Source organism: Pseudomonas sp. 3JA (assembly GCF_036961705.1).
Taxonomy (GTDB): Bacteria; Pseudomonadota; Gammaproteobacteria; order Pseudomonadales; family Pseudomonadaceae; genus Aquipseudomonas; species Aquipseudomonas fluorescens_Q.
This window is the reverse complement of record NZ_JBAMDJ010000013.1, coordinates 137,618-151,042: the sequence shown is the minus strand read 5'-3', so window position 1 is coordinate 151,042 and position 13,425 is coordinate 137,618. Positions and strand designations below refer to the sequence as shown.

Here is a 13,425-nt window from a genome sequence, read left to right as displayed (position 1 = left end):
AAAACCCCACTTGCTTTCGCAGGCGGGGTTTTTCGCTACAGGGGTAAGGCTGGCTTACATCATGCCGCCCATGCCACCCATGCCGCCCATGTCTGGCATACCGCCGCCAGCTGGAGCGTCTTCCTTGATTTCAGCGATCATCGCCTCGGTGGTGATCATCAGGCTGGCAATCGACGAAGCCGCTTGCAGAGCCGAACGTGTCACTTTGGCCGGGTCCAGGATACCCATTTCGATCATGTCGCCGTATTCGCCGGTGGCAGCGTTGTAACCGTAGTTACCCGAACCCTGCTTGACCTTGTCGACCACAACGCTTGGCTCGTCGCCGGAGTTGGCAACGATCTGGCGCAGAGGTGCTTCTACAGCGCGACGCAGCAACTGGATGCCGACGTTCTGGTCATCGTTGTCGCCTTTGAGCTCGCTGATGGCTTGCAGGGCACGAACCAGTGCCACGCCACCGCCAGGTACCACGCCTTCTTCGACGGCTGCGCGGGTAGCGTGCAGGGCGTCTTCAACGCGGGCTTTCTTCTCTTTCATTTCAACTTCGGAACCCGCGCCAACCTTGATCACTGCAACGCCACCGGACAACTTGGCCAGACGCTCTTGCAGTTTTTCACGGTCGTAGTCGGACGAAGTGTCGGCCACTTGCTGACGGATCTGCAGAACGCGAGCCTGGATGTCAGTCTCAACGCCGGCACCGTCGATCACGGTGGTGTTTTCCTTGGACAGGATCACGCGCTTGGCGTTACCCAGGTGCTCCAGGGTGGTGCTTTCCAGGCTCAGGCCGATCTCTTCGGAGATAACGGTACCGCCGGTCAGTACGGCGATGTCCTGCAGCATGGCCTTGCGACGATCGCCGAAGCCTGGTGCCTTGACGGCAGCGACCTTGACGATACCGCGCATGTTGTTCACAACCAGGGTCGCCAGGGCTTCGCCTTCAACGTCTTCAGCCACGATCAGCAGGGGACGGCCAGCTTTGGCAACGGCTTCCAGCACTGGCAGCATTTCGCGGATGTTCGAGATCTTCTTGTCCACCAGCAGGATCAGCGGACCGTCCAGCTCGGCAGTCATGGTCTCTGGCTTGTTGACGAAGTACGGGGACAGGTAACCACGGTCGAACTGCATGCCTTCTACAACCGACAGTTCGTTTTCCAGGCCCGAGCCTTCTTCAACGGTGATCACGCCTTCTTTACCGACTTTTTCCATGGCTTCGGCAATGATGTCGCCGATGGAGTTGTCGGAGTTGGCCGAGATGGTGCCGACCTGAGCGATTGCCTTGGTGTCAGCGCATGGCTTGGACAGGGCCTTGAGCTCTTTGACAATGGCGATGGTCGCCTTGTCGATACCACGCTTGAGGTCCATCGGGTTCATGCCGGCAGCGACGGCTTTCAGGCCTTCGTTGACGATCGACTGAGCCAGTACGGTGGCGGTGGTGGTGCCGTCACCGGCGTCATCGTTGGCACGGGAGGCAACGTCTTTGACCAACTGCGCGCCCATGTTTTCGAAGCGATCTTTGAGCTCGATTTCCTTGGCTACGGAAACGCCGTCCTTGGTGATGGTCGGAGCGCCGAAGCTCTTCTCGATGATCACGTTACGGCCTTTCGGGCCCAGGGTCGCTTTTACTGCGTCAGCCAGGACGTTGACACCGGCGAGCATTTTCTTGCGGGCGGAATCGCCGAATTTAACTTCTTTAGCAGCCATGATCGATATTCCTTAAATACTTTGTAGTAACGGGAAAATGGGCGGGGGAATCAGCCTTCGAGAACAGCGAGGATTTCGTTCTCGCTCATTACCAGCAGGTCTTCGCCGTCGACTTTCACTGTGTTGCTGCCGGAGTAAGGGCCGAACACAACCTTGTCACCCACTTTCACGGCCAGCGCACGTACTTCACCGTTTTCCAGTGCCTTGCCTGGGCCTACAGCGAGAACTTCACCGTGGTTGGCTTTTTCAGCAGCCGAACCTGGCAGGACGATACCGCCAGCGGTTTTCTTCTCTTCTTCGCTGCGACGGATGACGACGCGGTCATGCAGAGGACGAAGCTTCATTGTCGATCTCTCCTAATTTTTGGTTTTCATCGGCCGGTGTAGTCCCGGCGGGTTTAACAAAGCCGGCGGAGCCGGGTGCGGTTCGTCAGTCGAACCGCGGAAGTCTGCCCGGTGTCACCACCGGAAACCTTGCGGTGACCGTTACATAAGGGCGCACAAGTGGATTACAAGGGCGGGGACAGAAATTTTTTTGCTCCGCGCCACCAAAACGAGCACGGCGCCCGAAGGCGCCGTGCTGATGGTTTTACTTGGAATCCCGGTGTTCGAATTCGCCTTCGATCACATTGGGCTCGCGGCCCATAGGCTCTCGCGGAGCCGGGCCGCCACGGGGTTGCAGGTCATCGGCGAAGGCGCGCTGACGCATCGCCTGCTCTTCGGCACGCTGGCGCATTTTATTGGCCAGCAGCCTACGGGTGAACGGCAACAGCATGACCAGGCCCAACACGTCGCTGATAAAGCCTGGCAGGATCAACAGACCGCCACCCAGGGCCAGCATCAGGCCTTCGAGCATGGTCTGGGCGGGCAGCTCGCCGCGGTTCAGGCTTTCACGGGCACGCAATGCCGTGGCGAGGCCGGCGATACGCAGCACGAACACGCCGAGCATCGAGCCGAGAATGACCAGCAGCAGGGCCGGGAAAAACCCGATCGCACCGCTGACCTTGACGAATACGAACAGCTCCAACACCGGGAACAGCAGAAAGAGCAACAGAAAAGGGCGCATCAAATGGTTCCTCAACGCAAGAATGCCTTGCTATGAAACCCTAAATGACGTCGCCCTTTCGTGAATTCAAGCGTCGACCTCGGCATTTTTCGGCCATTGCTCGGCGTGAGCCAGATAAACCAAGGCTTCGCGCACTTGTGTCGGGGTGTTGCAAGGCGTCGGAAACGCCAGCCAGTGCAGGCCCTGGCCAATGCGCAAGTGCATGCCCTCGCTGTCGATGCCCGCCAGTTGTGCCGGTTCGCTTTTCGGCAGGCCGGTCAGTTCCACGTAATGGGCAATGGCCTTGGCGTGATCGGCATTCATGTGCTCGACCATGCTGGCTTCGGCTTTGCCGGCGAAGGGGTTGGCCAGGGTGAGCTGGTCTATCCAGTGGATGGCGCCAAAGCCGCCAATGTAGCGATGACGCACCGGCTCGAGCACCCAGAAATCGAAATCATGGGCCTTGTGGTAGTTCTGCGAGTCAGGGAAATAGCGGTAGTAACGCTCGGCGGCAGCCTCGATGACGGCGCTGTCTTCGAGTTTGCGGGCCTCGGCCAGGTAGGTCAGGCGCCCCACGGCCTGCACATCCTCGGCTCCCCGCTCGCCCACCAGCATCGAACACTTGGGGTCTTTCTGCAGATTGTGAGTGTGCTGGGCGATACGGCTGATCAGGATCAGTGGCCGGCCTTGTTCGTCCAGGCAATAGGGCACCACGGAACCGAACGGAAAGCCGGGCATGGATTTGGAATGAGTGGAGAGCACTCCACGGTATTCCTTGAGCAGCAATTCCCGGGCATGCTTGGCAGCTTCAACGCTCAACTTATGACTCCTTTAATGAAATCCGTCTAGAAAACGGTCAGGCGACTGGAGTAATGTTCCGATACACCGCTAGGACAGTTCTCGTGTGCAACCGGGCTACACGCCAATCGAGAGACGTCCCAAAAGGTCCCCTCCATCGCTGCGCCACCTGGACATGAGCATGCAACTCACTGACAAAGTAATCATTATCACCGGCGGTTGCCAGGGCCTGGGCCGCTCCATGGCCGAGTATCTCGCGGGCAAAGGCGCGAAACTCGCCCTGGTGGACCTCAACCAGGAAAAACTCGACCAGGCAGTTGCCGCGTGTGCAGCCAAGGGCGTCGAAGCCCGGGCGTACCTGTGCAACGTTGCCAATGAGGAGCAGGTCAGCGACATGGTCGCGCGGGTCGCCGAGGACTTCGGCGCGATCCACGGCCTGATCAACAACGCCGGGATCCTGCGTGACGGTCTGCTGCTCAAGGTCAAGGACGGCGAAATGACCAAGATGAGCCTGGCCCAGTGGCAGGCCGTGATCGACGTCAACCTCACCGGCGTATTCCTGTGCACCCGTGAGGTGGCGGCGAAAATGGTCGAGCTGAAGAACAGCGGCGCCATCATCAATATCTCGTCGATCTCGCGCGCCGGCAACGTCGGCCAGACCAATTACTCGGCCGCCAAGGCCGGTGTGGCCGCCGCTACTGTGACCTGGGCCAAGGAGCTGGCGCGCTACGGCATCCGTGTCGCCGGCATCGCCCCGGGTTTCATCGAAACCGAAATGACCCTGGGCATGAAGCCCGAGGCCCTGGAAAAAATGACCTCGGGGATTCCGCTCAAGCGCATGGGCAAGCCCGAGGAGATTGCTCATTCGGCGGCGTATATCTTCGAGAACGACTACTACACCGGTCGGATCCTGGAGATGGATGGCGGGTTGCGGATCTAAGCGCCCGCACACAGCCACTGTGGGAGCCAGCTCGCTCCCACAGTGGATGGCTCAGCCTGTCAATCGTCACTGACCGTGATGTTCGGCATCATCGGTGAAGCGGCCTCTTGCAACACGATCCGCGCGCCCACGTGGCGGGCCAGTTCCTGATAGACCATGGCGATCTGGCTGTCCGGTTCGGCGATGACCGTCGGCTTGCCGCCGTCGGCCTGTTCGCGGATCAGCATCGACAGCGGCAGCGAAGCCAGCAATTCGACGCCGTACTGGCTCGCCAGTTTTTCCCCGCCACCTTCGCCGAACAGGTGCTCGGCATGCCCGCAGTTCGAACAGATGTGCACGGCCATGTTCTCCACCACGCCCAGCACCGGGATGTTGACCTTGCGGAACATCTCCACACCCTTGCGCGCGTCCAGCAAGGCCAGGTCTTGAGGCGTGGTGACGATCACCGCACCGGCCACCGGGACTTTTTGCGCCAGGGTCAGCTGGATATCGCCGGTGCCGGGCGGCATGTCGATCACCAGGTAATCCAGGTCGCCCCAGGCGGTTTGCGTGACCAGTTGCAACAAGGCACCGGACACCATCGGCCCGCGCCAGACCATCGGCGTGTTGTCGTCGGTGAGGAAGGCCATGGACATGACTTCCACGCCATGGGACTGGATCGGCACGAACCACTTCTGGTCCTTGACCTGCGGTCGGGTGCCCTCGGCAACACCGAACATGATGCCCTGGCTCGGGCCGTAGATATCCGCGTCGAGAATCCCGACCTTCGCCCCTTCACGGGCCAGGGCCAGGGCCAGGTTGGCGGCGGTGGTGGACTTGCCCACGCCGCCCTTGCCCGAGGCCACGGCGATCACGTTCTTGACGTTCGCCAGCCCCGGCACCTGCGCCTGGGCCTTGTGGGCGGCGATCACACTGGTGACATCGACTTTGGCGGCGCTCACCCCATCCAGGGCCTCGATCGCCATTTGCAGCATCTGCGCCCAACCACCCTTGAACAGGTCGGCGGCGTAGCCAATTTCCAGCTGGACGCTGACGCGATCACCCTGGATGTCGATGGTGCGCACACATCCGGCGCTGACCGGATCCTGGTTCAGGTAGGGGTCGGTGTACTGGCGAAGGACGGCTTCCACCGCTGCGCGATTGACGGCGCTCATGGGCAACTCCGATAGCAAGACTTGAAAACAGGCCGCTATCCTACGCCCCACCTGCTTGTGTGGCGAGGGAGCTTGCTCCCGCTCGACTGCGCAGCAGTCGCCATCAGGCAGTAAAGGAGATTGAGGATTGACTGATTGGGGCGGCTGCGCCACCCAGCGGGAGCAAGCTCCCTCGCCACAGAGGCCCTGCCAGCATCTGGAAACAGGCTCACAGGGTGAAAAAAAGCCGCCAGCGCTTTATAGTGGCCGACCTCCGTTTCATCAAGTAGCCGAGCCCCATGTCCGAGCCACGCAAGATCCTCGTCACCAGCGCCCTGCCCTATGCCAATGGTTCGATTCACCTCGGCCATATGCTGGAATACATCCAGACCGATATGTGGGTGCGCTTCCAGAAGCATCGCGGCAACCAATGTATTTATGTCTGCGCCGACGACGCCCACGGCTCGGCCATCATGCTGCGTGCGGAAAAGGAAGGCATCACCCCGGAACAACTGATCGCCAACGTCCAGGCTGAACACAGCGCCGACTTTGCCGAGTTCCTGGTGGACTTCGACAACTTCCACTCCACTCACGCCGAAGAAAACCGTGAGCTGTCGAGCCAGATCTACCTGAAGTTGCGCGACGCCGGGCACATCGCGACCCGTTCGATCACCCAGTATTTCGACCCGGAAAAGAAAATGTTCCTGGCCGACCGCTTCATCAAGGGCACCTGTCCTAAATGCGGCACCGAGGATCAGTACGGCGACAACTGCGAAAAATGCGGCGCCACCTACGCACCGACCGACCTGAAAGACCCGAAATCGGCGATTTCCGGGGCGACGCCAGTGCTCAAGGACTCCCAGCATTTCTTCTTCAAGCTGCCGGATTTCCAGCAAATGCTGCAAACCTGGACCCGCAGCGGCACCCTGCAGGACGCCGTCGCCAACAAGATCGCCGAATGGCTCGACGCCGGCCTGCAGCAGTGGGACATCTCCCGCGATGCGCCGTACTTCGGCTTCGAGATCCCCGACGAGCCCGGCAAGTATTTCTACGTGTGGCTGGATGCACCGATCGGCTACATGGCGAGTTTCAAGAACCTGTGCAACCGCACACCGGAGCTGGACTTCGACGCGTTCTGGGGCAAGGACTCCACTGCCGAGCTGTATCACTTCATCGGCAAGGACATCGTCAACTTCCACGCCTTGTTCTGGCCGGCCATGCTCGAAGGCGCCGGCTTCCGCAAGCCGACCGGCATCAATGTCCACGGCTACCTGACCGTCAACGGCCAGAAAATGTCCAAGTCCCGCGGCACCTTCATCAAGGCCCGGACCTACCTGGACCACCTGTCCCCGGAATACCTGCGCTACTACTACGCGGCCAAGCTCGGCCGCGGCGTCGACGACCTGGACCTGAACCTTGAAGACTTCGTGCAGAAGGTCAACTCCGACCTGGTGGGCAAGGTGGTCAACATTGCCAGCCGTTGCGCCGGGTTCATCCACAAGGGCAACGCCGGGGTGCTGGCCGCCGGTAACGCCGCGCCGGAACTGACCGACGCTTTCCTGGCGGCCGCGCCAAGCATCGCCGACGCCTACGAGAGCCGCGACTTTGCCCGCGCCATGCGCGAAATCATGGCCCTGGCCGACCGCGCCAATGCCTGGATCGCCGACAAGGCGCCCTGGTCCCTGGCCAAGCAGGAAGGCAAGCAGGACGAAGTCCAGGCGATCTGCGCCTTGGGCATCAACCTGTTCCGCCAACTGGTGATTTTCCTCAAGCCGGTGCTGCCGCTGCTGGCCGCCGATGCCGAGGCGTTCCTCAACGTCGCACCGCTGACCTGGAACGATCACCAGACGCTGCTGAGCAACCATCAGTTGAACGCGTTCAAACCGTTGATGACCCGTATCGACGCGACCAAGGTGCAAGCCATGACCGACGCCTCCAAGGAAGACCTGGCCGCCAGCCAGACCGACACCGGTGCACCTGCCGGGAACGGCGAACTGGCCAAGGACCCGCTGTCGCCGGAAATCGACTTCGACACTTTCGCCGCCGTTGACCTGCGCGTGGCGCTGATCGTCAAGGCCGAGGCCGTCGAAGGCGCCGACAAGCTGCTGCGCCTGACCCTGGACATCGGCGACGAGCAACGCAACGTGTTCTCCGGGATCAAGAGTGCCTACCCGGACCCGGCCAAGCTCGAAGGTCGGTTGACGATGATGATCGCCAACCTCAAGCCGCGCAAAATGCGCTTTGGCATCTCCGAAGGCATGGTGATGGCGGCAGGTCCCGGCGGCGAGGAAATCTACCTGTTGAGCCCTGACAGCGGCGCCAAGCCGGGCCAGCGGATCAAGTAACGCGACCGCTTGCTGCACCGATCCCACAGTCGCCTTGCAGGTGGCTGTGGGATTTTCATATCTGGCCCACGCTCCCGGCGTGCCGGATAATGCCTAATCTTGTAACAGGCCCTTTGTCGCCAACGCACCCATGACCGAAATCGTCCTCACGCTGTTCAGCGCTGCCCTGATCAACAACCTGGTGTTGCACTGGCCGCTGGGCGTCGATCCGCTGCTGGCGGCCAATGGTCGAAAGCAGGTGCACGCCTTGGGCCTGGCGACAGCGTGCCTGATGCTGATCGTCGGTACCCTGGGCTACCTGATCGATCATTATCTGCTGGCGCCGAGCAACCTGGTCTCGCTGCGTTTGTTGGCCTGGCTGTCCTTGAGCGTGTTGCTGATCGGCCCCTTGCTGCGCCTGCTGGCACGCTGGCGGCCGGCAATGTCGTTCGAGGGGTTGTGGCCGCTGTTGCTCGGCAATGCCGGCATACTGGGCGTCACACTGCTCAACGGCCAGGATGACCGGGGCCTGGGCCACGCCATCGCCCTGAGCCTGGGTGCCGGGCTGGGGTTCTGGCTGGTGCTGGGCCTGTTCGACGATTTGCGCCAGCGCACTTTCAATAACGATATTCCCCTGCCCTTTCGGGGCCTGCCGATTCAGTTGATCAGCGCCGGACTGATGGCGGTGGCCTTTCTCGGATTACGCGGGTTGGTCAAAACATGAGCCTGATTCAACGTATCGACGCCCTGCTGCCGCAGACCCAATGCGGCAAGTGCGGCCATCCCGGGTGCAAACCCTACGCCGAAGGCATCGCCCAGGGCGAGCCGATCAATAAATGCCCGCCCGGGGGGCGCGAAACCATCGCGGCCCTGGCCGAACTGATGAAAATACCGGTGTTGGAGCTGGACACCAGCCGCGGCGTGGCCCCGGCGCAAATCGCCTTTATCCGGGAAGCCGAATGCATCGGTTGCACCAAGTGCATCCAGGCCTGTCCGGTGGACGCGATTGTCGGCGCCGCCAAGCTGATGCACACCGTCCTCATCGACGAATGCACAGGCTGCGACCTGTGCGTGGCGCCCTGCCCGGTCGATTGCATCGAAATGCGTCCTCTGCCGACGGCAAACGTGCTGCCGATCGTCGGCGGCCTGGCCTTCAGCACCGAAGAGCAACAGGCGCGAACCGCCAAGCGCAATCATGCCCGGCGCCGCTTCGAACAACGCAATGCGCGCCTGCGCCGCGAAGAGGAACAGCGCCAGGCCGAGCGCCTGGCTCGGACCCAACGGGCGGCGCAGGCCCAGGCTCAAACCCAGGACCCGGCACTCGACCCCGTACAAGCCGCACTGGAGCGCGTGCGCGCGCAAAAAGCCGCCACCGCCGATGCCGCCTTGAAAAAAGCCAAGGTCGACCTGGCCATGAGCCGGGCACAGCTGAACAAATCCTTGAAGGCGTTCGGCCACCCGCCAACCTTCGAGCAGCAGTCGCAACTGATCGTGCTGCAACGCCAGTTCGAAGCGGCCGAACAGGCGCTGAACCAACTGGAAAACGCCGCGCCCGCGGCCACGCCAGCCCCAGCACCGACGCAAAACGCCGAGCTGAAGCGGGCCAAGATCCAACTGGCGATGCGCCGCGCCGAACTCAGCAAAGCCCGGGCAGCTACGGCATCGGATGAACAACTGCAAGCATTGGAACAAGCGGTGAAGGATGCCGAACGCCAGGTGGACGCCCATGCCGCCTCTTGAGCCAGTGGACGAACGGCTGCGCCAAGCAATGACGCGAGTGTTGCTGGCGACGCTGCCCGGCGTGCTGGCGTTGCTGTGGTTCCAAGGCTGGGGCGTGGCGCTCAACCTGCTGTTGTCCGGCGTCACTGCGCTGGCAGTCGAGGCGTTGGTGCTGCGTTTGCGACGCCAGCCACTCAGGCCCGACCTGAACGATGGCAGCGCGCTGGTCAGCGCCACGCTGCTGGCCCTGGCCTTGCCGGCCTATTGCCCCTGGTGGCTGACCGTCACGGCGGCCGCCTGCGCCTTGCTGTTCGGCAAGCACCTGTGGGGCGGCGTCGGCAGCAACCCGTTCAACCCGGCAATGCTCGGGTACGCCCTGGTACTGGTGGCCTTTCCTTCCCAGATGAGTCACTGGCCGGCGCTCCACGGCATGGGCCTGTCTGAAGGCTTGCAGCAGGTATTCGGCGCTCATCCGGCGCCCGATGCCTGGGCCGGGGCGACCGCACTGGACAGCCTGCGAATCAACGCGAGCCTGACCGTCGATGAACTGTTCGCCAACGATCCGGCGTTCGGGCGTTTCGGTGGCCGGGGTGGCGAATGGGTCAACCTGGCCTTCCTGGCGGGCGGTCTGTTTCTGCTGCAGCAACGGGTGTTCAGTTGGCATGCACCCGTGGGCATGCTGCTGAGCCTGTCCGTCGTCAGCCTGCTGTGCTGGAACGGTTCGGGCTCCGACTCCCATGGCTCGCCGCTGTTTCATCTGTTCAGCGGCGCAACCATGCTCGGCGCGTTTTTTATCGCGACCGAACCGGTCTCAGGTGCCAAGGCTCCTCTCGCCCGCCTGCTGTTTGGCGCGGGCATGGGATTGCTGGTCTATCTGATACGCACCTGGGGTGGCTATCCCGACGGCGTGGCGTTCGCAGTGTTGCTGATGAACCTCGGCGTGCCCGCACTGGACCGGTTTGCCGAGGCGCGACAACGGCGGCCACTGACATGAACAACCCCGTCGGCGTGGCAATCCTGACCCTGTTGATCGGCCTGGGACTCGGTGCCACTTACCTCACGCACCTCGGCACGGCCGGGCGCATCGAGGCCCAGCAGCAAGCGCTGGCGAACAGGGCCTTGCTCGAGGTGCTGCCCACCGACCACTATGATAACCAGCCGTTGGCGCACCCCGTTGTCACAGCCTCGGTGCCCCTGGCCCATAGCACGCTGCTGGGCGGCTACCTGGCGACTCGCAGCGGCCAACCCAGCGCCGTGCTGCTGCGTAGCCAGGCGCTGGGCTATGAAGGCAGCATCGAATTACTGGTCGCCATCGATCCACAGGGCCGGTTGCTGGGCGTCAAGACCCTGCGCCAATCCGAGACACCCGGATTGGGCGCAGCAATTGCCGGCTGGCCGAACGCCTGGTTGCAGACCTTCACGGGTAAATCACGCCAGGCACCTGATGACAGCAGTTGGGCCTTGAAAAAGGACCAGGGCCAGTTCGATCAACTGGCTGGCGCGACAGTGACGTCCCGGGCGGTCCTCCAGGCTGTTCACGATGCGCTGCGTTACTTCGACGAGCACAAGGCTCAGTTGACGGGGGTGGCGGCCAATGAATAAGCCATGGGGACTGACACACGGCCTGCTGCTCGTCCCATTGGTCGGCGCGAGCGATTCGCTGGTTGGCGCGCTGGGGTTATGGCTGGCCTGGGCCCTGGTTCTTTTCAGCCATGGCTTGGCAATGGGGCTTGTGCGGCAACACCTGGCAGCCTGTCAACGGCTGCTCGCCTCTATCGTATTGGCCGCGACCCTGAGCACCTGCATTGGCCTCGTCCTCCAGGCCTGGGCACTGGAATTGTATCGACCGTTGAGCCTTTACGTTGGCTGGATCGCCTTGAGCTGCGTAGCGCTGGAGCATGAGGGCTTCTTCGTTGATTCTCGCTGGCCCGGACGCCTCAGGCTGGCCGGGCTGTTTGGCCTTTTGATGATCAGCCTGGGCGCCGTGCGTGAGTTGATCGGCAACGGCCTGCCCCTGGCCCTGCTCGCCCCTGGCGGGTTCATTCTGCTCGGGCTGCTGTTGGCGGCCCGACAGGCCTGGACGGCCGCCAGACCCCATTCATCCGTTGAGGAAACGCCGCGCCCATGAACGCCGCAAAACGCCTGGAAATATTTCGTCGCCTTCACGAGGACAACCCGGAACCGAAAACCGAACTGGCCTATTCCTCGCCGTTCGAGTTGCTGATCGCGGTCATCCTGTCAGCCCAGTCCACCGATGTCGGCGTCAACAAAGCCACGGCCAAACTGTTCCCGGTGGCCAATACGCCAGAGGCGATCTATGCCCTGGGCGTCGAAGGACTGTCCGAATACATCAAGACCATCGGGCTGTTCAACAGCAAGGCCAAAAACGTGATCGAGACCTGCCGCCTGCTGATCGAGCGCCACGGCAGTGAAGTCCCGCAAACTCGCGAAGCGCTGGAAGCCCTCCCGGGGGTCGGCCGCAAAACCGCCAACGTCGTGCTCAATACCGCGTTTCGGCAGTTGACCATGGCGGTCGACACCCACATTTTCCGCGTCAGCAACCGCACCGGGCTGGCCCCCGGCAAAAACGTGGTGGAGGTCGAGAAGAAATTGATGAAATTTGTTCCCAAGGAATTCCTGCTGGACTCCCATCACTGGCTCATCCTTCACGGCCGTTACGTTTGCCTGGCGCGCAAGCCTCGCTGCGGCAGCTGCCGAATCGAAGATTTATGCGAATACAAGCACAAGACCTCCGACGATTGAGGTGCTATTGCTTTTATCGATCCATCGATTGAAAAAATCTTTTTTACCCGCCCGCGGTTTATCGATATAAGGAGCGCCAATGGCAGTCTTAGCCTGGAGTCGAACCCATGAGTGCTGGCAAAGAACAACTGGATGTAGAAGACGAATTCATCGCCGCTGAGGGCGACGACGTCGAACCTGTGGTCGTGGAAGTGGCGAAAACCAACCTGAGCAAGCGCCGCACCATCGATAACCTGCTGGAAGAGCGTCGCCTGCAGAAACAACTGGCCGATTACGATTTTGACCTCTGACACGTAAAAGCCTCCCTGATGGAGGCTTTTTACTGAGTACGCGTGACCCGAAAACTCACACCAAGCCATTGCGCTGCGCCAGTTCGATCAGGTCGACCAGCGAACGGGCATTGAGCTTCAATAACAGGCGCGTCTTGTAAGTACTGACGGTCTTGTTGCTCAAGAACATTCCATCGGCGATCTCCTTGTTGGTCTTTCCGCGCGCCAGTTGCTGCAAGACCATCATTTCCCGCCCCGATAATCGATCGACCATATCGGACTCACTGGCATTACCCAGACTCGACCGCACCGTATGCAATGCCTGGTTGGGAAAGTAACTGTAACCGGACAGTACCGCCTTTATTGCACTCAGTAACTCGGTAAGATCCTGTTGCTTGCATACATACCCGGCCGCCCCCGTCTGCATGCAGCGCATTGAAAAATGTCCCGGCGCCTGGGAAGTCAGCACCAACACCTTCATGGGTGAAGGAATGGCCGTCAGGCGAGCAATGACTTCCAATCCGTCCAGCTTCGGAATACCGATATCGAGAATGACGATATCGGGCATAAGTTCGCGAGCAAACTGTAACGCATCGACGCCATTATCGGTTTCGGCAACGACTTCATAACCATGACGTTCCATCAGCAAACGTACAGCAAGACGAATGACGGGATGATCATCCACGATCAGCACTTTATTCATGGGCAAATCCAACTTCGCTGTTCGAATTTTTAGA

Annotated in this window: 15 protein-coding genes; 9 read left to right on the top strand and 6 right to left on the bottom strand. The window is 61.2% G+C overall.

Annotated features, from left to right (window positions below; all coding sequences use genetic code 11):
- Positions 1-54 precede the first annotated feature (54 nt).
- The 4 genes from groL to V7773_RS13015 form a co-directional block, all read right to left on the bottom strand.
- Positions 55-1,698, bottom strand: a complete 1,644-nt coding sequence (gene groL / locus V7773_RS13030) for a chaperonin GroEL (protein WP_014339862.1) — start codon at positions 1,696-1,698, stop codon at positions 55-57.
- A 50-nt stretch (positions 1,699-1,748) separates the two neighbouring features.
- Positions 1,749-2,042 (bottom strand): co-chaperone GroES, encoded by a 294-nt coding sequence (locus V7773_RS13025; protein WP_003204913.1) that lies wholly within the window; start codon positions 2,040-2,042, stop codon positions 1,749-1,751.
- A 244-nt stretch (positions 2,043-2,286) separates the two neighbouring features.
- Positions 2,287-2,763, bottom strand: a complete 477-nt coding sequence (locus tag V7773_RS13020) for an FxsA family protein (RefSeq protein ID WP_063324662.1) — start codon at positions 2,761-2,763, stop codon at positions 2,287-2,289.
- A 66-nt stretch (positions 2,764-2,829) separates the two neighbouring features.
- The gene (locus tag V7773_RS13015; RefSeq protein WP_063324661.1) at positions 2,830-3,561 is read right to left on the bottom strand and encodes a HugZ family pyridoxamine 5'-phosphate oxidase; all 732 of its coding nucleotides are present in this window, start codon (positions 3,559-3,561) and stop codon (positions 2,830-2,832) included.
- Between the two features lie 160 nt (positions 3,562-3,721).
- Here V7773_RS13015 and V7773_RS13010 point away from each other — a divergent pair, with 160 nt between their 5' ends.
- Entirely contained in the window at positions 3,722-4,480 is a 759-nt protein-coding gene (locus tag V7773_RS13010; protein ID WP_063324660.1) for an SDR family oxidoreductase, read from the top strand.
- 59 nt (positions 4,481-4,539) lie between these two features.
- On the opposite strand, the gene apbC is transcribed toward V7773_RS13010, so the two are convergent.
- Complete coding sequence (apbC, locus tag V7773_RS13005) at positions 4,540-5,634, bottom strand: iron-sulfur cluster carrier protein ApbC (RefSeq protein WP_092145168.1); 1,095 nt, start codon at positions 5,632-5,634, stop codon at positions 4,540-4,542.
- A gap of 278 nt (positions 5,635-5,912) precedes the next feature.
- Here apbC and metG point away from each other — a divergent pair, with 278 nt between their 5' ends.
- The 8 genes from metG to V7773_RS12965 all read left to right on the top strand — a co-directional run bounded on the left by metG (position 5,913) and on the right by V7773_RS12965 (position 12,709).
- The gene (gene metG, locus V7773_RS13000; RefSeq protein WP_336073718.1) at positions 5,913-7,958 is read left to right on the top strand and encodes a methionine--tRNA ligase; all 2,046 of its coding nucleotides are present in this window, start codon (positions 5,913-5,915) and stop codon (positions 7,956-7,958) included.
- A 130-nt stretch (positions 7,959-8,088) separates the two neighbouring features.
- Positions 8,089-8,661 carry an Rnf-Nqr domain containing protein gene (locus V7773_RS12995; protein ID WP_063324657.1) on the top strand — a complete coding sequence of 191 codons (573 nt, stop codon included), beginning with the start codon at positions 8,089-8,091 and terminating at the stop codon, positions 8,659-8,661.
- Entirely contained in the window at positions 8,658-9,677 is a 1,020-nt protein-coding gene (rsxB, locus tag V7773_RS12990) for an electron transport complex subunit RsxB (RefSeq protein ID WP_336073716.1), read from the top strand. Before V7773_RS12995 ends, rsxB begins: the two co-directional genes overlap by 4 nt.
- Positions 9,664-10,650 carry an RnfABCDGE type electron transport complex subunit D gene (locus tag V7773_RS12985; protein ID WP_092145162.1) on the top strand — a complete coding sequence of 329 codons (987 nt, stop codon included), beginning with the start codon at positions 9,664-9,666 and terminating at the stop codon, positions 10,648-10,650. Before rsxB ends, V7773_RS12985 begins: the two co-directional genes overlap by 14 nt.
- On the top strand, positions 10,647-11,258 hold the full coding sequence (locus tag V7773_RS12980) for an RnfABCDGE type electron transport complex subunit G (protein WP_336073715.1): 612 nt from the start codon (positions 10,647-10,649) through the stop codon (positions 11,256-11,258). The genes V7773_RS12985 and V7773_RS12980 overlap by 4 nt, the downstream gene beginning before the upstream one ends.
- A complete protein-coding gene (locus V7773_RS12975) occupies positions 11,251-11,784 on the top strand; it encodes an Rnf-Nqr domain containing protein (RefSeq protein WP_092345641.1) in 534 nt (177 codons plus the stop codon). The genes V7773_RS12980 and V7773_RS12975 overlap by 8 nt, the downstream gene beginning before the upstream one ends.
- Complete coding sequence (nth, locus tag V7773_RS12970) at positions 11,781-12,419, top strand: endonuclease III (protein WP_003204935.1); 639 nt, start codon at positions 11,781-11,783, stop codon at positions 12,417-12,419. The genes V7773_RS12975 and nth overlap by 4 nt, the downstream gene beginning before the upstream one ends.
- A gap of 107 nt (positions 12,420-12,526) precedes the next feature.
- The gene (locus V7773_RS12965; RefSeq protein WP_063324652.1) at positions 12,527-12,709 is read left to right on the top strand and encodes a PA3496 family putative envelope integrity protein; all 183 of its coding nucleotides are present in this window, start codon (positions 12,527-12,529) and stop codon (positions 12,707-12,709) included.
- A gap of 55 nt (positions 12,710-12,764) precedes the next feature.
- Here the strand turns inward: V7773_RS12965 and V7773_RS12960 are convergent, their stop codons facing one another.
- On the bottom strand, positions 12,765-13,391 hold the full coding sequence (locus V7773_RS12960) for a response regulator transcription factor (protein ID WP_003204939.1): 627 nt from the start codon (positions 13,389-13,391) through the stop codon (positions 12,765-12,767).
- Positions 13,392-13,425: the final 34 nt, after the last annotated feature.